At 60.6% G+C, this 19,500-nt stretch carries 19 protein-coding genes and 2 pseudogenes; 10 read left to right on the plus strand and 11 right to left on the minus strand.

All coding sequences use genetic code 11. The annotated features are described in order from the left end of the window. Nucleotides 1-226: 226 nt before the first annotated feature. The gene (locus tag AC1DEK_RS07240) at nt 227-892 is read right to left on the minus strand and encodes a GntR family transcriptional regulator (protein ID WP_478124535.1); all 666 of its coding nucleotides are present in this window, start codon (nt 890-892) and stop codon (nt 227-229) included. On the opposite strand from AC1DEK_RS07240, the gene AC1DEK_RS07245 reads away from it, so the two are divergent. Both AC1DEK_RS07245 and AC1DEK_RS07250 read left to right on the plus strand, forming a co-directional pair. Further along, nucleotides 884-3,334 (plus strand): molybdopterin-containing oxidoreductase family protein, encoded by a 2,451-nt coding sequence (locus AC1DEK_RS07245; protein ID WP_478124536.1) that lies wholly within the window; start codon nt 884-886, stop codon nt 3,332-3,334. The genes AC1DEK_RS07240 and AC1DEK_RS07245 overlap by 9 nt on opposite strands. Nucleotides 3,335-3,364: 30 nt before the next feature. Then, nucleotides 3,365-4,315 carry a PDR/VanB family oxidoreductase gene (locus tag AC1DEK_RS07250; RefSeq protein ID WP_478124537.1) on the plus strand — a complete coding sequence of 317 codons (951 nt, stop codon included), beginning with the start codon at nt 3,365-3,367 and terminating at the stop codon, nt 4,313-4,315. A gap of 101 nt (nt 4,316-4,416) precedes the next feature. On the opposite strand, the gene AC1DEK_RS07255 is transcribed toward AC1DEK_RS07250, so the two are convergent. The 8 genes from AC1DEK_RS07255 to AC1DEK_RS07290 all read right to left on the minus strand — a co-directional run bounded on the left by AC1DEK_RS07255 (nt 4,417) and on the right by AC1DEK_RS07290 (nt 11,917). Continuing rightward, nucleotides 4,417-4,743 (minus strand): hypothetical protein, encoded by a 327-nt coding sequence (locus AC1DEK_RS07255; RefSeq protein WP_478124538.1) that lies wholly within the window; start codon nt 4,741-4,743, stop codon nt 4,417-4,419. Then, entirely contained in the window at nt 4,740-5,501 is a 762-nt protein-coding gene (locus AC1DEK_RS07260) for an orotate phosphoribosyltransferase (RefSeq protein WP_478124539.1), read from the minus strand. The genes AC1DEK_RS07255 and AC1DEK_RS07260 overlap by 4 nt, the downstream gene beginning before the upstream one ends. After that, nucleotides 5,455-6,360: a helix-turn-helix transcriptional regulator gene (locus AC1DEK_RS07265; protein WP_478124540.1), complete on the minus strand. Its 906-nt coding sequence runs from the start codon at nt 6,358-6,360 to the stop codon at nt 5,455-5,457. Before AC1DEK_RS07265 ends, AC1DEK_RS07260 begins: the two co-directional genes overlap by 47 nt. Before the next feature lie 136 nt (nt 6,361-6,496). Beyond that, nucleotides 6,497-7,564 (minus strand): dihydroorotase, encoded by a 1,068-nt coding sequence (pyrC, locus tag AC1DEK_RS07270; RefSeq protein WP_478124541.1) that lies wholly within the window; start codon nt 7,562-7,564, stop codon nt 6,497-6,499. Nucleotides 7,565-7,574: 10 nt separating this feature from the next. Next, the gene (locus AC1DEK_RS07275) at nt 7,575-8,831 is read right to left on the minus strand and encodes a hydantoinase/carbamoylase family amidase (protein WP_478124705.1); all 1,257 of its coding nucleotides are present in this window, start codon (nt 8,829-8,831) and stop codon (nt 7,575-7,577) included. A gap of 23 nt (nt 8,832-8,854) precedes the next feature. Continuing rightward, nucleotides 8,855-9,805: a dihydroorotate dehydrogenase gene (locus AC1DEK_RS07280; RefSeq protein WP_478124542.1), complete on the minus strand. Its 951-nt coding sequence runs from the start codon at nt 9,803-9,805 to the stop codon at nt 8,855-8,857. Next, nucleotides 9,798-10,709: a dihydroorotate dehydrogenase electron transfer subunit gene (locus tag AC1DEK_RS07285; protein WP_478124543.1), complete on the minus strand. Its 912-nt coding sequence runs from the start codon at nt 10,707-10,709 to the stop codon at nt 9,798-9,800. The genes AC1DEK_RS07280 and AC1DEK_RS07285 overlap by 8 nt, the downstream gene beginning before the upstream one ends. Then, nucleotides 10,706-11,917, minus strand: a complete 1,212-nt coding sequence (locus AC1DEK_RS07290; RefSeq protein ID WP_478124544.1) for an MFS transporter — start codon at nt 11,915-11,917, stop codon at nt 10,706-10,708. The genes AC1DEK_RS07285 and AC1DEK_RS07290 overlap by 4 nt, the downstream gene beginning before the upstream one ends. A 399-nt stretch (nt 11,918-12,316) precedes the next feature. Here AC1DEK_RS07290 and AC1DEK_RS07295 point away from each other — a divergent pair. Further along, nucleotides 12,317-12,409: pseudogene (locus AC1DEK_RS07295) on the plus strand (NADP oxidoreductase coenzyme); the annotation flags it as partial. 22 nt (nt 12,410-12,431) lie between these two features. After that, nucleotides 12,432-12,557, plus strand: coding sequence for a hypothetical protein (locus AC1DEK_RS07300; protein WP_478124545.1), 126 nt, complete (start codon nt 12,432-12,434; stop codon nt 12,555-12,557). A 280-nt stretch (nt 12,558-12,837) separates the two neighbouring features. Here the strand turns inward: AC1DEK_RS07300 and AC1DEK_RS07305 are convergent, their stop codons facing one another. After that, entirely contained in the window at nt 12,838-13,536 is a 699-nt protein-coding gene (locus AC1DEK_RS07305) for a TetR/AcrR family transcriptional regulator (RefSeq protein ID WP_478124546.1), read from the minus strand. 47 nt (nt 13,537-13,583) lie between these two features. Here AC1DEK_RS07305 and AC1DEK_RS07310 point away from each other — a divergent pair, with 47 nt between their 5' ends. The 3 genes from AC1DEK_RS07310 (at nt 13,584) to AC1DEK_RS07320 (ending at nt 15,595) form a co-directional block, all read left to right on the plus strand. After that, nucleotides 13,584-14,336, plus strand: coding sequence for an SDR family NAD(P)-dependent oxidoreductase (locus AC1DEK_RS07310; protein ID WP_478124547.1), 753 nt, complete (start codon nt 13,584-13,586; stop codon nt 14,334-14,336). Nucleotides 14,337-14,427: 91 nt separating this feature from the next. Continuing rightward, nucleotides 14,428-15,057 (plus strand): class I SAM-dependent methyltransferase, encoded by a 630-nt coding sequence (locus tag AC1DEK_RS07315; RefSeq protein WP_478124548.1) that lies wholly within the window; start codon nt 14,428-14,430, stop codon nt 15,055-15,057. 139 nt (nt 15,058-15,196) lie between these two features. Next, a complete protein-coding gene (locus tag AC1DEK_RS07320; RefSeq protein WP_478124549.1) occupies nt 15,197-15,595 on the plus strand; it encodes a nuclear transport factor 2 family protein in 399 nt (132 codons plus the stop codon). Nucleotides 15,596-16,118: 523 nt separating this feature from the next. On the opposite strand, the gene AC1DEK_RS07325 is transcribed toward AC1DEK_RS07320, so the two are convergent. Further along, on the minus strand, nt 16,119-16,583 hold the full coding sequence (locus tag AC1DEK_RS07325) for an NAD(P)-binding domain-containing protein (protein WP_478124550.1): 465 nt from the start codon (nt 16,581-16,583) through the stop codon (nt 16,119-16,121). 59 nt (nt 16,584-16,642) lie between these two features. Between AC1DEK_RS07325 and AC1DEK_RS07330 the strand changes: the two are divergent. The 3 genes and pseudogenes from AC1DEK_RS07330 to AC1DEK_RS07340 all read left to right on the plus strand — a co-directional run. Beyond that, nucleotides 16,643-16,828 (plus strand): annotated as a pseudogene (locus AC1DEK_RS07330) (hypothetical protein); the annotation flags it as partial. 596 nt (nt 16,829-17,424) lie between these two features. Beyond that, the gene (locus AC1DEK_RS07335) at nt 17,425-17,730 is read left to right on the plus strand and encodes a helix-turn-helix domain-containing protein (RefSeq protein ID WP_478124551.1); all 306 of its coding nucleotides are present in this window, start codon (nt 17,425-17,427) and stop codon (nt 17,728-17,730) included. Between the two features lie 3 nt (nt 17,731-17,733). Beyond that, a complete protein-coding gene (locus tag AC1DEK_RS07340; RefSeq protein WP_478124552.1) occupies nt 17,734-19,074 on the plus strand; it encodes a type II toxin-antitoxin system HipA family toxin in 1,341 nt (446 codons plus the stop codon). Nucleotides 19,075-19,500 lie beyond the last annotated feature (426 nt).

The following is a 19,500-nucleotide window of genomic DNA, read 5'->3' on the forward strand; positions in this document are numbered from 1 at the left end:
CTCCCCCCAAGTCTTTGCGGGTGGGGACTATGCTGATAGACCTGCCTTTGCGCCCAGTGACGCTGCAGAATGCGCGTGCCACCGACGTCATTGCTCCTGAGCCTGCGCTAGTCAACAGATCGTGTCCGCTCTCTGCAATCCACATCTCACGAGGCGTTGCCCACTCTGGCCACTCATAAGAGCCAGACCTCATGACACCGATTATTGCCATTCGACCATACCAATGCTATTGCACATCGCGCTGGGCGGGACCGCGGCCAATGATCTCCAGGATCAGGCGTCCGGTGCCCATGACGTGGTCAGTCACAAGTGCTTTTGCTCCGCTCGTGTCGCCGGCAAGGCATAAACGCAACAACTTCTTGTGTTCAACCTCCGACCGATCAACGTTCATTCTTGATCTCCAGGGAAGGTGAAGATAGCGACCAAGATTTAGTCGCGCGGAGTCCACCGATTGCAGCAACAACGGGCGATCGGCCTTGATATACAAGCCCGTATGGAAAGCCTCATTCAGGCGGACTACGTCTTCAACTTCCTTTGCTTTGCTTAGCTGATCCAGCAGCTCGGCTGCCCGACCAATATCTGCGCGTGAGAGGTTCGGCACCGCAAGCTCGATGAGGCGTCCCTCCAGGAGCCACCGCAGTTCAATGAGCTCGACAGCCTGCGCTGCACTCAGGGAGGCAACAGAAGTGCCTTTGTTTAGCTTGGCTGTCGCAAGTCCTCCTGCGACCAATCGAGACAGCGCCTCGCGAACCGGAACATGGCTGACGCCAAAGCGCGCAGCGATGTGGTCTTGCTTCAACGCCGCCCCGGGCTCGAGCTTGGCCGTCGCGATCTCTGACCTGAGCGCCTCGTAAACAGATCCCGCGCCCACTTGCGAGTTGCCTTGCTTCATGTTGTGTCTTTTTCTGAAGTATATATACTACAAATCTTTAATATATTATACGGGGACGGCGGCCGTTCCCGCCTTAGGACTATGGCTGAAAAGATCCCAGGCTTCTGTGCCCTCTGTCGCTCCCGGTGCGGATCCATCAGCGTCGTCGAAAACGGCGTGCTGATTGCGCAGGAGGCGAACCCCAGCCACCCGACCGGCAAGGCGCTCTGCGTCAAAGGCCGAGCCGCGCCCGAACTGGTGGCCAATGCGCAGCGACTGCTTCATCCTTTGATACGTACAACCCCGAAAGACGGCGGCGATCCCGGCTGGCGACGCGCCTCGTGGGACGAAGCCCTGGACTTGGTCGCGCAACAGATCGGACGCATCAGGGAAGAAAGTGGATCAGAGTCCGTTTCCTTTGCGATCACATCGCCGAGCGGTTCTCCCTTGTCCGATGGAATCACTTGGATCGAACGGCTCGTCAATGCGTTCGGTAGCCCGAACCTCTGCCGCGGTACCGAGATCTGCAACTGGCACAAGGACGTCGCGCACGGGTTCACCTTCGGCCGAGGGATCAGCTCGCCCGAATTCTCGAACACGAAATGTGTCCTGCTCTGGGGCCACAACCCGTCCGCAACCTGGCTGGACCACGCAACGGGTGTGACAGAGGCGTTTGCGCGCGGTGCGAAGCTCATCGTTGTCGACCCGCGCAAGGCGGGGTTTGCCATGCGCGCGCACCAATGGCTTCGCGTGCAGCCGGGCACTGACGGGGCGCTAGCGCTGGCCATCGCCGGGGAGATGATCCGCAACGACTGGTACGACGTAGACTTCATCCGTCGCTTCTCCAATGGCCCGCTGCTGGTGCGGGAGGACTCAGGCGAGTTCCTTCGGGAAGCAGACATTACGGGCGTTGCGTCGGGACGGCTTGTGGCTTTCGACGAAAGCGGCGGATCAATCGTTCCCTACGACCTCGGCACGGGAAAGTATGCGCCGCACAATGGCGTCCTTGCGCTTTTCGGCGCGAGGGACGTGAATACGCTGGCCGGTCTTGTCAAATGTCAGCCTGCCTTCTCGCTCTATGCCGATCTGTGCAACAGCATGCCGCCAGAGCGAGCTGAGGAACTTTGCTGGGTACCTGCCCAACAGATTCGCGATACGGCACAACTGCTGTTCTCCAATCGCCCGGTCAGCTATTACGCGTGGTCGGGCGTGGGCCAGCACACCAATGCGACGCAGACCGACCGAGCCATCGCGCTTCTGTATGCATTGACCGGTAGCTTCGATGCTGCAGGCGGCAACGTCGACTTCGCGCACCCGCCGGCGCGGAAGGCTTCGGGCAAAGAGCTGATCTCAAAAGAGCAGCTCGCAAAGTGCGTCGGCATCGACGATCTTCCTCTTGGACCGGCCGCACAAGGATGCATCGGCAGCGATGGACTTTATCGCGCAATTCTCGACCAGAAGCCCTATCCGATTCGCGGTGTGGTCGGGTTTGGCGCCAACCTTCTAATGGCGCACGCGAATCCGCTGCGCGGCGCCGAAGCACTTGGTCGACTCGCCTTCTTCGTTCACGCCGACGTGACGTTGACGCCCACGGCGCACTATGCGGATGTTGTATTGCCCATAAGTACGCCCTGGGAACGTGAGGCATTGCGCATCGGATTCGAGGTGAGTCAGGACGCAGAGGAACTCATCCAGTTGCGACCGCAGATGGTGGCACCGGCCGGCGAGAGCCGGTCGGATACCTGGGTCGTTTTCGAGCTTGCGAAACGGCTCGGCCTGGCGGACAAGTTTTGGGACGGAGACATCGATGCCGGCCTGCGATACATGCTCGAGCCTTTGGACATCACCCTGGAGGCGTTGAAGGAGCGCCCCGATGGCATTCGCTATCCACTCACGACGCACTACCAGAAGCACCTCGAAGAGGGATTTCGGTTTGCCACTGACACCGGCAAGGTTGAGATCTATTCGGCGCTCCTGCACCGACACGGCTATTCGCCACTTCCAATATATGTTCAGCCGCTGCCGAAGCTCCGACTTCGGCAAGACATCTCAGATTTCCCGCTTGTCCTGACCTCGGCCAAGCTGCCCCAGTACTGCCACAGCCAGCATAGACAGGTCGCATCCCTTCGCAGCAAAGCGCCGGAGCCGCTCGTGTCGATGAACCCCGCCACAGCAGCTGCACGCGGAATCAGACCGGGAACGTGGGTCCGGGTGCGCTCTCCGAGCGGCTCTGTCCGCTTCAAAGCGTCTCTGGACCCAAGCCTTGACTCCCGTGTCGTCTGCGCGCAATACGGATGGTGGCAGGGCAATGAACAGCTAGGCCTACCCGCGCATGCGCCGCTGTCAGACCAGGGTTCAAATTTCAACATGCTCATCGATGACAGCGACCTCGACCCGATCAGTGGATCAGCTCCCCACAGGTCTTACATCTGCGACGTCGCGCCTGAGGTCGAGCCAGGCTAGTCCATTCGAATCACTTCCAGCAACTGAGTCATGCAAGTCAAAGTCCAACGCAAAGCACTCGAAGCGACCGACATTTATTCCTTCGAGCTCGTCTCCACCGATGTCGGTGCGCTTCCTCGCTATGAGCCAGGCGCCCACATTGACGTCGAAGTCGGCAGCGGAGAGATCCGTCAATACTCGCTGTGCACGCCGTACAACGACAGCTGCTACGTTGTCGGCGTGAAGCGCGATCCACGATCGCGCGGTGGTTCCATCTTCATGCACGCCGAAGTGAAGGAGGGTGACTTCCTCTCAATTGGACCACCGAGGAATCACTTCCCGCTCGCTGAGAATGGCGAGCGTTTCATCCTCGTCGCGGGGGGCATCGGGATCACACCGCTGCTTGCCATGGCTAGCTATCTCAGCGGTTGCGGGAAGACCTTCGAACTTCACTACTTCGCGCAGTCAGAAGAGCATGTCGCTTTCCGCCGGCACCTGCAGAACTCAGTTCTGGCGTCTTCGGTCAGCTACCACCTTGGCTGTGAGCCAGACGCACTTCCCGAGTTGCTGGCTTCCATCGTGGGAGATCCATCTTCGCGAAAGTATCTCTACCTCTGCGGACCTCGCCCCTTCATGGAACTCGTGCGGCAAGCGGCATCGAGTTGGCCTGCAGAGCAGGTCAGGTTCGAATATTTCGGCGCAGGTTCGACATTGACGGCCGGCCCGGCGCCCGAAATCGCCTTCGAAGTCCACGCAGCCGCATCCGGGGTCTCCGCTCAAGTGCAGCCGGGGGAAAGCATCGTTGCCGTGCTTCGTGCCAACGGGGTGCACATCGAGACGTCTTGCGAAGAAGGCCATTGTGGGACATGCATGACCGAGGTGCTAGAAGGGACGCCTGAGCATCGAGACTCGTACCTCACTGCGGACGAGAAGACGGCGGGGGCGCGGATTCTCCCTTGCGTTTCGCGGAGCTGTTCCGCGCGGCTCGTCCTGAATCTGTGAAGTGCTTTGGGGGGCCAATTCGCGCTAGTCAGTACTTGTCCACTCGGGTGGCACGAGGACAAGAGCGAATGTGGCCCTCTTCGCAGGATAGGTCGACGCGATCAGAAAATAGAGATGTCCCACTCGTACTCCGTCGCGACCTCGCCGAGCATGAGCAGGCGCTGCGCCGGTTCTGCATCGAGTGCGGCGACGACCTTCGTGGTCAATGCGGACATCCTGGCCTTCGCGTTGTCGGCAAACTCAGGCGTGATTCCCTGGTCCTCGTACCTCTGGACGAAAGCCTGCGCTGCAACACCAATGACGAAATAGAGGCCCGCGTTGTGAACGTCGGCCTTCATGAGATCGAAGGCTCCGCGATACAGGGTCTTGAAAGCGTCAGTGCCTGAATGGTCGGTCGAGAATCGGTCGCTGATTTCTTTGAATGTCATGGCGTTTTACTCTCAGTGTGGTCGATGATGGAACCCTTGCCGCCGTGCGCTCGCGACCAGGCAATGGGGTCCCCCAGAAAGTCGTTGAGTTCGGCGATGGCGTCGCTAGTGAAGTCACCACGGCGGATTGCTGTCGTCCGGATGTCATGCCATGTTGCCAGGGCATGCACTTTCAGTCCCGTCGCTGCGAGGATCCGGTCGGAGCCGAACACCTTGTAGTCGAACAGCACGAGCACGTCACGGACCTGTGCGCCCGCCGCTCGTAGCGCCCGCGCGAAATTGAGCTTCGATGTGCCGGCGGCCATCACGTCGTCGACCAGCACAACACGCTCTCCGGGCCACACCACGCCTTCGATCTGGGCCGCACCCGCTGCGCGCTTTCTGACGTACTGCATTGGCAGATCCAGGGCGTCTGCGATCCAGGCGGCCAATGCAATCCCACTAGACTCGCCGCCCGCGATAGAGGCGGCTTCGGCAAGGCACCCATTGGCTTTTAGAGCCTCCACCGCATAGCCAACGAGAGCGCGGCGAGCTTCGGTAAAGGAGATAAGCCGCCTGCAATCCATGTAGACCGGTGTTGCCCACCCGGAAGGCAGCCGGAAAGGTTCGTCGGTGCGCAATATCACACAGCCGGAATCGATGAGACGAGCCGCAACCGCTAGGCCGGTCTCGGAGGAAGGGCGAGGTGTGGTCATCGAAATGGGGCCATGGCTAGTGAATTCGATCGAGTAGTTTTCGAAGGTGCTGTGCGCCGGCATTTCCTTTGTAGGAGGCCTTCCAGAGCTTGCCAATCATGGCTTCATACATTCGCACGGCCTCGGGGGAAGCGGTGACGGTCGCGATGCCGTTTCGCACATTAGGCAGCTCGCCCAGGCGGAACGGACTCACGGCCAGGACGCTACCTTCTCGGCCGGAAAACACCTGAAAAGTCGCGGCTGGCATGGCGTCATCAATGAGGCCGATCTGCACGTCAATGGGTTCGCTTTCCATCAGATCTGCGATCCGTTCTACTTCGCGGCGCGCCGCCAGCCGACGTTCAGAGCGAACTCTCTCGGGCAGATCGATCCGGCCGACCAGCCCCGTCTCGACAAAGCGCTCGATCTCGCGCAGCCCAATCAGGCTCACGATGTGGGGACGTCGCCGCTGGAAGTAAGCGCGGCGCTCCTGCATGATTTGAAGCATCTTGTCTACGTCGGCAGAAGTCGGGCCCTTGCCCGACCCCTTCGGCGAGGCCTCTATGAGCATCTGGCGCAGGACGGGCAGGTAGTCTTCGGAGGTCAGCAACAGCGAGATGGGCTCGAAGTGCGCAAGAATGCGATCCGACGACTCCTCGAGCTGGCGCATGCGCTCGAATAGGCCAAGCGCCGTCGAGTAGTACTCGACCTCCACCCCCAGCAAGGAGGCTAGGGAAGTATCGAGCAAGTCGGCCAAGCGCTCCAGAGTTTCAATTTTGACGATCTCTCCTTTTTCGAGCCGATAGACGACCGCGCGGGAGACACCAAGCCGCTCCGCCACATCTTCCGCCAGGAGCGAAGCACCGACACGGTAAGCACGCAAGCGGTTGCCCAGCGCCACATAGTCGATCGTTGATTTAAGGGTCGAGTTTGACGTTTCCATCTCGTTTTCCACCTCGTGGATCGAAAAAGAAACTATAGGCGAAATTCGACACGGGAAATCCTTACCGAAGCCGGCCGGGGTGCTGATCTCTGCAAGATTGCAACCGCGTCTGCATCGGGCGTCATAGCGTGCCGCGTCATGCTGCATTGGTTCCGTCGCGCGTCGCTTGCAAGGTCCATGGCAAGCGATTTCCGCCAAGGAACGGATGGAGCATCCCGCCTTCGGGGAGCGCCACGTTCTGGGGGAAGTCGCAAGGTACCCGCACCAGCGTCACCGTCCCGTCATTGGGTGCTAAGCCATAGAACCTGGGGCCGTTCAGGCTTGCAAACGCCTCAAGATGCTCCAAAGCGTTCTCCTCGTCAAAGACACTGCAGTAGCTTTGCAGCGCGACAGGCGCGTTGAAGATCCCGGCGCAGCCGCAGCCTGCCTCTTTCAGCATGCGAAGGTGCGGCGCCGAATCCGTCCCTAGGAAGAAGTGCATGTCGCCCGATGTCGCAGCTTTGCGCAGCGCCATGCGATGGCGCTCTCGCTTGAGCACCGGCAGGCAATAGAAGTGCGGCCGGATGCCCCCCGTGAAGATTGCGTTCCTGTTGAACATCAGATGCTGGGGCGTGATCGTCGCGGCCAGACGTGCGCTCGAGTCGGCAGCGACAAAATCGACGGCCTGCTCGGTCGTTATGTGCTCCATCACTACCTTGAGTGCGGGGAACGCGCGCAACAAGGGGCGCAGCGTCGACTCGATGAACGTGGCCTCACGGTCGAAGATGTCTACGTCTGGGTCGGTGCTCTCACCATGGAGCAACAGGGGCATCCCAATGGCCTGCATCGTCTCAAGCACCTTGGTTACTTTGGAAATTGAAGTAACTCCGTACTCGGAATGCGTCGTGGCTCCGGAGGGATACAGTTTGGCCGCGGTCAGCACACCTTCTTCAAAGCCACGGCGTAATTCGTCTGCCGGCGTGTTGTCGCAGAGGTAGGCCGTCATCAGCGGCACGAAGTCGACGGACCTCGGGAGAGCCGCAAGGATCCGGTCCCGATAGGCACGTGCGAGTGCGGTGCTTGTCACGGGGACCTTGAGGTTCGGCATGACGATCGCGCGTCGGAATTGCAGTGTCGTGAACGGCAATACGGTGTCGAGCACAGCGCCATCGCGCAGATGCAGGTGCCAGTCGTCGGGGCGGCGAATTGTCAGTCGTGTAGTCATATTGTGAGACTCACTTCAATTGCGTGAACGCAGCGTCCATTGCACAAACCCCGAGCATGAAGTCGCCGATGTCCATCGCCTCGTGCGGATTGTGTGAGCCGTTCTGGTTACGTACGAACAGCATGCCGCTGGGGATCCCGGCGTTGGCAAACAGCGAGGCGTCGTGCCCCGCGCCGCTCGGAATGACCTCGAATGCAGCGTCCTGCGCCGCGCAGGCGCTCGCGAGCACGTCGCAGATCCCCGTGTCCATCGTGGCAGGCTCGCTAAGCAGGCGGCGATCGAACACGAAGCGCACCCCGCGTTCGCGCTCAATAGCGGTGCATTCGGCGCGCATGAGCTGATAGAACCCCTCCAGCGTGTCGGTGCTCTTGCTTCGTGCTTCGAAGCTGAAACTCACTTGGCCGGGAATGCGCGAGACCGAATGCTCGGCGGGGTCAGTACCGACGATGCCCGTGGTGACGACGAGATCGGTGCCGCGCTCTAGCAGCACGCGCCAGTGTTCATCGATACGCATGATCAAGTCGGCGACTGCAAACATGGCGTCATGACGCAGCCAGCGCGGCACAACGCCTGAATGCTGCGCGTCGCCGTGGCACACCACGCGGTTGTGGCGCACATTGCCGCGGATACCGGAAACCACGGCGAGCGGGAGTTGTCGAGAGACCATGACGGGCCCCTGCTCGATATGCAACTCGACATAGGCCTTCACGCGCGACTTGTCCAGCAGAAGCTTCCCGGCTCGGATCGCATCCACGTCAGCCCCGCAACGGCGCATGCAGGATTCCATCGACTCGCCCGTTGTGCGCTGCTTCAAGGAGAGATCCCTTTCGCTGATCTTGCCAAAGAGAGCGCCTGATCCCATGTACGCCTTACCGAACCAAGCACTTTCCTCGCCCCGGAAGGCCACAACCTCAAGGGGCCGCTTGTAGGCTTTTCCGCTCGTCTTCTGAGCGACCAGACACAGCAATCCCGCGACCACTCCGGCATAGCCGTCGAAGTTACCGCCTTGGGGTACCGAATCGATGTGAGAACCGGTCCAGGTAACGGCATTTGACGATGCAGTCTCAGGCCACCGAAACACGAGGTTCGCGGCCTTGTCGGGTTTCACTTCGAGCCCCTCACTTGCGGCGAAGGCGCACAAGTACTCGGCGGTATCCGATTCTCCAGGGCCGTAGCTTTGCCGGGTGACACCCACCCCATCGAAGGTCAACTCGCGAACATCCGAGAAGAGTTTCTCGGCCACAGGCCGAAGCCCAAGAAGGCTCATGATCGATTCATCCATTTCCTCATCTAGCCCGACTGCTGCGCAAAGCGCAGCCAACGGTCTGAGAGCTGGCGGTCCAGCTTGACCTGGCCTGTCAGATCGCGGATGTTCGTGACGCCGGATTCCTCGCAGTAGGTGGCCAGTCCGTCGATGATGGTCTGCATGACGCCCGGATCGATGAAGGAAGCCGTGCCCACCTGCACAGCACTCGCACCGGCCAGCATGAACTCGACGGCATCGTCAGCATTCGATATTCCGCCGCAACCGACAATGGGGATTCGGACGCTGCGATAGCACTGATGCACCATCCGCAGAGCGATCGGCTTGATGGCGGGCCCCGACAGCCCGCCCATCACATTGCCGAGTTTGGGCTTGCGCGTGCGCACGTCGATCGACATGGCGAGCACGGTGTTACCCATCACGAGCGCATCGGCGCCAGCCTCTTCCGCGGCCCTGGCAACAATCCCGATGTGCGCGGCGTTCGGCGTAAGCTTTGCCCACACCGGATGATGCGTGCGACGCCGGATTGCGCTCACCACCTTGTACGTCGTTTCCGGGGCCATCGCAAATGCCATGCCGTCAGCCTCGAGGTTCGGGCAAGAGATGTTGGCCTCGATCACGGCCACCTCGGGCAGAGACATCTCGGCCACGGAATCCGCGAACTCGTCGACAGTGTCCGCCGAGATCGAAACGACGACCGGCGTGTCAAAGCGCGTGTACGACGGCAGCACCGATTTACGGTAGTGGTCGAGACCCTTGCTGGGGATTCCGATGGCATTCAGCATGCCGCTGTAGGCCTCGGACACTCGAGGCGTAGGATTGCCTGCGCGGCTCTTGGGAGAAACGCTCTTGATCACCAGCGCCCCGAGCTTTTTAAGATCGAGTGCTTCCGCGTACTCGATGGCAAAGCACCCTGACGCTGGCATTACCGGGTTGCGCAGACTGACCTCGCCGACCCTCACGTTCAGATTAGCCAAACTCCACCTCCCCGACGACGTCGCAAATCGGAAACACCGGGCCTTCGCGACAAACGCGGAGGAATTGCTTGTCGCCGTTTCGATCGAACAGCCGAACACATGACAGGCACACGCCCATGCCGCAGGCCATGCGCTGCTCCATGGCCACTTCGCCTCGAATGCCAGGGTAGTCGGCAAGAATGCGCTGCAGCAGCATCAACACACGATGCGAGCCGCAGGTGTAAACGGCGTCATGGTGTTCTGCATCGAGGAGCCGACGGATGATGACGCCGGTGGCCTCTACCGAGGAGCTGCCATCGGAGTCGTAAACGCAGTGCACGTCGACTTCGGCGCCACGCAGGAATTCATCGCGCATCAGATCCTTGGGCGTGCGCGCCGACATAATCGCAGTGATCCGGATGCCGGTCTTGGATGCCTGCTGCAGTAGCGGTGCCATCGTCGCCAGACCGACTCCGCGTGCGACAACCATGATGCGCCGGAAGTCCGGTCCCAATACGAAGGTGTTTCCCAGCGGGCCGACGATGTCCATGTAGCCGCCAACGGGCAGGCTGGCGAGCGCGTGGGTGCCGAGACCGGTCACGTTGTAGAGGAACTCGATCGTGCCCTCCTCGGGGCCTACGCCATAGACGCTCATGGGGCGCAGCAGAAAGGGCCTGAGTTCGTTCGTGACCGGGCACTTCAGCTGGTAGAACTGCCCTGGCTTCGTAAGGCTCAGCAAGTCGGCCGGCGCGGTGAGCCTCAGGTACCTGTAGCGTTCGTTCACCCAGCGGTGTTCTGCGACCTCGCAGCGATACGAGGCAACGGTCTGCGCGTTGCGCGAGAAGCATTCGCCTTTTGATGGGGAAAGAGGCGCATGCACGAGCCCGCACCCAAGCGACCGGTTGTCGGCGTGTGCGAGCATCATTCGAGTTCCTTGCCCTTCAGCTCTGGAATGAGGAAAAGGGTGGCGATCATGGCGAGCAGGTAGGTCGCGGCGAGCATCGAAATGGCGACCTGGAATGAGTATGCGGTGACGAGAGCGCCAACCACCACCGGTCCGAAGCCTCCGAGGCCACGGCCGATGTTGAACAGGACGTTCTGCGCTGTGGCACGCGCCTGCGTGGGATAGGCCTCGGAAATGAGTGCACCGTATCCGCCAAGCATTCCGTTGACAAACATGCCGAGGATCGCCCCGACCCAGAGTAGCGAGATCGGATCCGACAGCTGGGAATAGGCCAGGACCATAGCCACAGCGCCAGCCTGGAATAGCAGGAAGCTTGGCTTGCGCCCGATGCGGTCGGCCAATTGCCCGAACGCAAAGATGCCGGCCATCATCCCAAGGATGGTCACCGAGGTCCACATCCCGGATTTCGTGAGGTTGAAGCCGAGCTTGTTGGCCAGGAAGCTTGGCATCCAGATCATGATCCCGTAGTAGCCGAAGTTCTGGACAGTGCAGAGCACAACGATGCCCAGGCTCGTGCGGGTCGTGCGAGCATCCTTTACGAGCAGCTTGAACGACTTCAGTTTCGAGCCTTTGGCCTTGGGTTTGCGCACGAAGACCTCAGGCTCGTGAAGCCGGTTCCGCACCATCCATGCCACGATCGCCGGAAACACGCCCACGAGGAACATCCCACGCCAGCCGATGTGGGGCATCAAAAGCGGCGTGAGCAGTGCGGCCCCGAGCACGCCGATCTGCCAGCCGAGCGCCACATAGGAAGACGCGCGCGCTCGATGCTTGGCTGGCCAGGCCTCTGCGGCCAGCGCCATGCCAATGCCAAACTCGCCGCCAAGCCCGACACCCGCGATGGTGCGGTAGAGCAGCAGGTCCCAGTAGCCTTGCGCGAAGGCGCAAAGGCCGGTGAATACAGCGAACAGGACGATCGTCCATGTCAGCACCCGGATGCGCCCGAAATGGTCGCTGAGAGACCCGAAGACGATGCCGCCCGCAACCGCGCCGATAAGCGTCCAGGTCACCAGCGAACCGGCTTGGCCGGGCGTCAGGTGCAGCTCCGCGGAGATCGCGGTGAGCATGAAGCCCAGGATCAGGAGGTCGAAGCCGTCCATGGCGTAGCCCACGGCAGACCCGGCAAGTGCCTTCCACGCGTAGCCGGATACCGCTTCATCGGGTCTCATGGACACCGTTCGGTCGAAAGTTGATGACACGTCAATGCTCCTGGTTCGACGCGAAACGGTTGGCGTCGGCAGATTGATGAACGAAGAGGGCAGCGGGCCGCAAGAGGCCGCCGTTGCGGAGGGTGATACTAGGATCAAAAATGAGATTGTTCAAGTGGGAATCAACTATGACTCGATCGGTGGATTGTTCCTTCGTCTCGGGTCCATCGGCGGGACTCGTCAGTCAGAGGCGCTCGTTGCTCCTTGCGTGGTGCCTATTTGAAGTTAATAAAAATGATACGAGAATCAAAAATGAGATCAAATTCTCTCTGCTTTTTCGCGACCATGGATGAGGGTTTTTCCGGTGCGCGTGGTGCGCAGGCGGCATGTCGTGGACGGCGTTCACGCCTGCGCGGATAGATCCAGCTTGGCGGGCCTTCCGAAGATGGACTGCTCGTGCAGGCACGGGGAAACAGCTGGGGCCGCCTGATCTTCAAGGACCTCGTCGACTGATGAGCCTGACGGAGAAGACGACATGAGCACCCGGAACAACGTCAAGGTCGTAAAGGACTTCTTCGCCACCATCGGCCTCGGCGACAAGCAGGCTCCGCGGGCTGGTCGCCGACGACATCGAGTGGATCATCCCGGGCGAGGACGCTAGTACTGCGGACATGCGGCAATCGCGGACGTGCTTCGGAAGGCGTCCGATGAAGTGGAGATGAACTACCCCACGCCTCCGGAATTCCTTGCACAGCGATCGTGTTCTGGTCATCGGTGTCGCGACGGGAAAGATCAAGGCCACGAACAAGCCATTCGAGGACCGCTGGGTACTCGCCATCACGGTTCGGGGCGGCAAACTGGCCACGATCCGCGAGTACATCGACACGCAGGCCATGACGCGAGCGGCGCGGACCGACGCGTCGGGGCCGGACAGCGAAGCCTTACGGCTCGGGCTTGGCACGTCGCTTTGCGACACCGTGACCCGGCAGATTCGGCAGGATGGCGCTTGCGACGATGTGGGAGAGATGATCGGCCCGCCTCGCGAATGCCGGCAGGTCGACAAGCCAACCGAGCGCCGACATCAGTCCGAACAGGTCGTCCCCGTTCATATCGGTGCGCGCCTCCCCGGTGGCCTGAGCGCGAAGCAACAGGCGCTCGCTCGCTGAGTGCACCGCGGCGCAAGCAGCATAAAGAGCGGACTCCGGGTTTGTGTGGGCGGCCGCCATCATGGCGACAACGCCTCGATAGCGCTGAGCGAACCCCATCCATTCGTCAAACCAAGAGACGAGCGCTTCGCCGGGCGCATTCAACTTTTCGAGCTCGAGCGCCTTTTGTGTCAACTCGTCCAGATGCGTGCACAGCAAGGCTTCGAACAAGGCCTCGCGCGTCGGGAAATGACGAAGCAGTGTGGCCAAACCGACATCGGCACGGCGCGCGATATCGCGCATGGACGCATTGACACCCTGTTCGGCGACGACGTCTAGCGCGACCGCAAGGAGATGGGTTCGATTCTTTTGGGCGTCGGCTCGCATAGGTTCCTTGACAAACGGATCACCGATCCGTATATGTGGATCACTGATTCGGATGCTATGAATCTTGATCTGGATCAGTGAACCAAATGATACAGCGCCTCGTGCCAAACGGAGCAACGGCGTTGCGTCACACCACAAATGAAAGGTTGAAGATCATGAAAAAACTTGAAGGTAAGGTTGCAGTCGTCACGGGCGGGAGCAGCGGGATTGGCTTGGCCACAGCCAAGCGCTTCGTTGAAGAAGGTGCACACGTTGTGATCACTGGGCGACGAGAGAAAGAACTGGTGGAGGCTGCGGCCTCCATCAAGAGAAACGTTACGACGGTGGTGGGCGACGTGTCGCGCTTGGAAGATCTGGACCGGCTCTATGCCGTCGTGAAAGAAAAACACGGCCACATCGACGTCCTTTTCGCGAACGCAGGCGCGGGGACAATCGCGCCGCTCGCAGTAGCTACTGAGGCGCATTTTGACCAGACCTTTGACGTGAATGTGAAGGGGCTGTTCTTTACGGTGCAGAAGGCACTTCCCCTCTTCAAAGACGGCGGTTCGATAATCCTCAACTCGTCGGTCTCAAACGTGCTAGGCCTTCCAGGATTTACTGCTTACGCTGCGAGCAAGGCAGCTGTGCGCAACTTCTCGCGCGGTTGGACTTTGGAATTGAAGGACCGCCACATCCGCGTGAATTGTGTGAGCCCCGGAGCCATCGATACTCCGGCCTTGGCGACGACAACGGGCCTTACCGCTGAGCAGGCAGAGCAGGCGGTCGCACAGTTCACCGCGCAGATCCCGATGGGTCGTAGAGGCGTCCCCGAGGAAATCGCGGCTGCAGTTGCGTTCCTCGCCTCTGATGAGAGTTCCTACATCACCGGTGTGGATCTTGCCGTCGATGGAGGCATGGCGCAGGTCTAATACGAGAGTGCAGATCAACGGTGGACCCGCCGTGGACCGCCCCCTCGCACGCCCGCGCGCTCGTCGTATGCCAACCGCAAAGGAGATTCCGATGTACGACCAAGCCAAACTCTCAGAGTTGATCCAGTTCGCGCGAGTCGGTGCGGGCTCCATCGTCATTGACGTTTACCCAGGCGATGGCGATTGGACTCGTCTCTTCTCCGAGATCGTCGGACCCGCAGGACGGATCTTCAGTTTCGTGCCCGCCGAAGTCGCCCACTTCAAGAACGATCCGGTCAGCCGCATGCGAACGCTTGCGACGGAGCCGGGCCGAGAGAACGTGGAAGCCGTCTCGGCGGACCTTGTGGCGATGCCCAAGGTCACGCAACAAGCGGATGTTCTTTGGATGCATCTGTTCTATCACGATCTTCACACTGCGCTGATGCAGGCCAGGGGCGCGACGGCGGCCCACTTCAATCGAGCGGTCTACGAGCGGCTGAAGCCCGGTGGCTACTACGTCATCGTGGACCACGCCGCCGCCGGGCTGGGCACGAGCGACGCCCAGTCGCTGCATCGGATCGCGCCTGCATCCGTTCGCGAGGAGGTGGAGGCGGCCGGCTTCGTATTGGACGCGGAAAGCAACCTGCTCGCCAGAAGTGACGATCGGCACTCGATCAAGGTGTTCGATCCTTCGATCAAGGGCGAGACGGATCGCTTTGCCTATCGGTTCGTGAAGCGCTGACAGGTACCCGCGGCGACGGGAGCGACTCGAACGACGCGAACCTCAAGAAGCGTTTCGTCCCTTGCTCCAGTCTCGGTTTTTTTCAATCGTGTCCTATTGGTCGGACACGATGCGCTGCAATGTAAATGGAGAAATCTCGATGAGCACACAAGCGAATGTACGGACTGTCAAGGACTTCTTTGCGGCTGTTGGCCGCGGCGACCAGCGGGGTCTGCGAACCTTGTCGGACGATGGCATCGAGTGGATCATTCCGGGCGCGGACTGGCCGCTGGCCGGCACGCACCGCGGGCACGCGGGACTTATCGACTTGCTGCACAAGTCTTCCGAGTTGACGACTTCGTTTCCCGAGCCCCCCGAGTTCGTTGCGCAAGGCGACCGGGTTCTGATGATCGGCTTCAGCCGCGGGAAGGTCAAAGCCACGAACAGGACGTTCGAGGACCACTTCGTCTTCGCCATCACCGTTCAAAACGGCAAGGTGACGAAAATCCGCGAATACATCGACACGCTCGCCATGGCGCGGGCTTCCGGACCAACTTGATGCAACGAACGACGAATCTCAGAGAAGTCGCGAAGCAGCTTTCGTCGAGTCCGGTCTAACGCGGACCTCAGCTCTCGATTCCAAACGGAAGTTCCTGCATCAAGTAGCGGCGCCCGCAAGCGGCCACCCGCCGCACCGTCGACCAGCTCTGCGGCGGCACGGCAGTGAAATGCTTCCCAGGGACTTAAAAAGAGGAGCCCGCGGGCGTTTGCGAAAATTCGGGCGTGGGCGCCCAAACTGGCGTGCTCTCGGTCCGCAGATCGTTCGGAGGCCTGACGGGTCAAGGTGCTCCAGACCTTCCTGGCAGCTGCGGAGCCCACAGACGGTCCATTTCATGTTCAACGCATATGCCACGGGAGAAGGCAGCGCGGCTCGTGCGCGGTACTCGCCTCAAGTTGAAGCGAATCTGTCTTTGGCCGGCCCGTGGTTCGGATCGTTGCTTGCCCAGGCCTATCCTCCGAATTGAGTCTTTCTGTAGTCCCACGAAGGATGGACAACGATCGAGCCCGCTCAGCCGCCGAGCTCAATGAGGTTCTGCAGAACGAGCGGACCGCGGAACCGCAGCAGGCTTCCGCGACGCGATCAAAGATGCAACCTCTGTGTTCGCCTCGTCATGGTTCCCAGCCACAAACATCACTCGCCGTCCGCCGTCCGCCGCCCTCGACCGGATTGCTCGCGAGGAGAGCTGCCGGGAGCTGATTGAACGTCTTGACACTCTCGCACCGGGAAGGCCCATAGCCACGAAATCACTTGATTGCAACCCACCAAGCGGTGTGAGGTCCGTTTCGCGGAAGTTCGTGACATCAACGACGGTCTTGCCCTTCCAGTCCTTCCTGGCCTTCGCGATCTGTGCATGTGCTGCGAATTGCACGGGCAGAAGGATGATGTCGGCCTCCAGGGCGTCCTGGAGGCTGGCAGCAGTCACTGCAGGCGCCAGCTCATTCACAAGCTCATTGAGGGAAGCAGGGCCGCGCGTATTGGAAATCATCACGGCAATCCTGATGCGCGCGAAGCTTCTCGGCTGCGGCTCGCAAGCTCAACCGCGTCCAGTCGGCGGTAAGCGGTCGGGTTGCCAGTCTCGAGGACCATATCGGGTTGTGCTCTTTGACCGCTCCGGTCAAGGACTGCGTGGAGTGGGGCGGGATACCTTTGCACATGGTCGAGGAGAACATTGCCGCGGGTACGTTGGTTGTCCTTGATTGCACGACATCTCGCCGACAGGCTTTGCGTTGACGATGTCCGCATACCACCGGCCTTCAGAACCGCACGGGCCCGCCGGCAGATGCCTTGATGGCAATGCCCCTAGCAGACCTTCGCCGATAACCAGATCTGGCCGAAGTCGGAAATCGACATGCGCCGTCCGAACAGAAACTCCCGCTGCGTAGCCGCAGAGGCCGTTGCTGGTCGGTCGGGTCGTCGGATCGGTCTGCTATGAGTCGGACCGGGTGATCATGAGGTTTAGTGGTGTGGTTGGTGCACTATCACTATCCCGACGGAAATGATCCAGGGATTAATGGGGAGGCAGCGTTTCGACGCCTTTCTTTCCGGACGCAATCGCATGATCGAAGGCTTGCGAGCTGCGGTACTGCCAGAGCAATGAGGGATAGGGCAAGGCGGTTGCGAGAGCAGTGCTGCTAGTTCAGGGCCAATGCGCAAACTGAACGGTACAAAGCCGCCGAGGAGAAGCGATGGACCACCTCTGCGGAGTCCCGGAAAACTAGCGACGTGGTGAGTAATCTGCAGATTATCTGTTTTATGGGTATTACGCCGAATACCCTTCACATAGTTAAACTGTGATTATCATCCACACGGGTAGTCCGATGAGACAAGTGCTTTCGATCCCTTCGCAGCTGGGACCACTCCTCAAAGCTGCTCGAAAAGCCGCGGGGCTCTCGCAAAAAAAACTCGCCGAGCGCGTGGGCATCAGCCAGAGCCGAATGTCGCACATGGAGTTGAACCCGGGCTCTGTGAGCCTTGGCCAGCTACTGGATATTTTCGCAGTTCTCGGCTTGGAAGTCGTGGTTGGCGCCAAGCCAAGTGCAGCGGTGGCATCCGCTACGCAAACGCTCGATTCCGCTGGTCAGGGCGCCATCGTCCGGGGCGGCCACCTTCCGGACCAAAAGCCGGAGTGGTGACAAATGGGCCGCAAAGCACACTCACAGGCACTTTCCGTGTGGGCCAATGGCGAACGAGTCGGCACTTGGCGCGTCCCTGGGCGCGGGGCGGACGAACTGCGCTACGACGAAAGATGGCTGGAGTCCGCGTCTGGGCGACCGCTGTCGCTGTCCTTGCCCCTCGTCCGGGGCATTGCTCACAAAGGCGCGTTGGTCCAGAACTACTTTGACAACCTCTTGCCCGACAGCATCGCCATCCGGCAGCGTCTCGCTCAGCGCTTCCAAACGGAGACAGCCGGGACATTCGACCTCCTGCAGGCTGTTGGGCGAGACTGCGTGGGCGCCATCCAGTTGCTGGGGGAGGACGCCGCGCCGGCCGGCGCCGAGCGCATCGACGGCTTGCCCATGAACGAAGCAGATGTTGAACGCCTCCTCCAGCAGACGGTCGCACCGGGTGGCTTCGGACTTGGCATGGGCGCAGACGACGAGCTGCGCATCTCTCTGGCTGGTGCACAGGAAAAAACGGCTCTTCTCTGGCACGAAGGCCAGTGGCTCCTGCCTCGCGGCGCCACGCCAACCACTCACATCCTGAAACTGCCACTAGGTCTGGTGGGGCACCGCAAGGCAGACTTCAGCACGTCCGTCGAGAACGAGTGGCTATGTCTGGCCATCCTCGAAGAGTACGGAATCCCGGTACCCCGGTCGGCTGTGCTGCACTTCGGAAGTCAAAAGGTGCTCGCGGTCGAACGCTTCGACCGCAGAATGCATTCTTCTGGCAAATGGTGGCTACGCCTTCTCCAGGAGGACTTTTGCCAGGCGCTTGGAAAACCCTCGCACTTGAAGTACGAGGCTGATGGCGGTCCGGGGATGATTGACCTGGCCAACGTGCTGCGCCAGTCTGTGCAGGCACATGAGGACCTGGGCACGCTACTCACCGTTCAACTGCTTTTCTGGATGCTGGGCGCTCCTGACGGCCACGCGAAGAATTTCAGCATAGCGTTACTACCAGAGGGCCGCTACCGCCTCACGCCAATCTACGATGTCATGTCCATATGGCCGGTAGAGGGCAACGGGCCGAGCCAGTTCTCCAGACATGAAGCCAAGCTCGCGATGGCTGTTTTGGGAAAGAACAAGCACTACCGTTTCAAGGATATCCAGCGTCGGCACTTCAATGCAACAGCCCAGAGATGCCACTTTGGGCAGGATGCCGAGAGCCTGATTCAGCGGGTTTTGGCGGCAACCCCGCGCGTCATTGAGCGCGTCGGCGCGCGCGTGCCAGAGGGTTTTCCGGCGGCCGTCTCCGAAGGCATCTTCGCCGGCCTCGCACGGTCAGCGAAGGCGTTGGAGGCGATGCCGCCGAGTTAGCATCCAAAGAAAAACGAAGCTCCCAGGAACTCCGTTCAGTGGGAGGAAGAGAGCCCCCCGGGGATAGTCCGTCAAGCCCGGGGGGAACGCTGACGCTGAGATGCGGGCCTACGCCATTGTTGAGGGAATGAAGCCTTGCTGGAATGACTGGCAGCCGTTGCTGTCGACACCGCAAAGGCAAGCCCGGTTCAGGCTAATCGGCCTGCTTGGCGGAGATGACTTCTCCGTGGATCAGGACGAACACACGACCACACCGGCCATGCGAGCGGAGCTGGCACTTGAGATCCCGCAAGCTGTCCTGGAACATCCATGCTCTCTGGCTACCGCTCAGACTTGCTGACTATGAGTGCGGTGCCTGATGATTGTGCGCCGAATCCTGCCACTTACCGCGCGCGTGCTTTCCAGTTACGAAAGCGTCCGCCGCGC

Source organism: Variovorax sp. 10N420 (assembly GCF_056394705.1).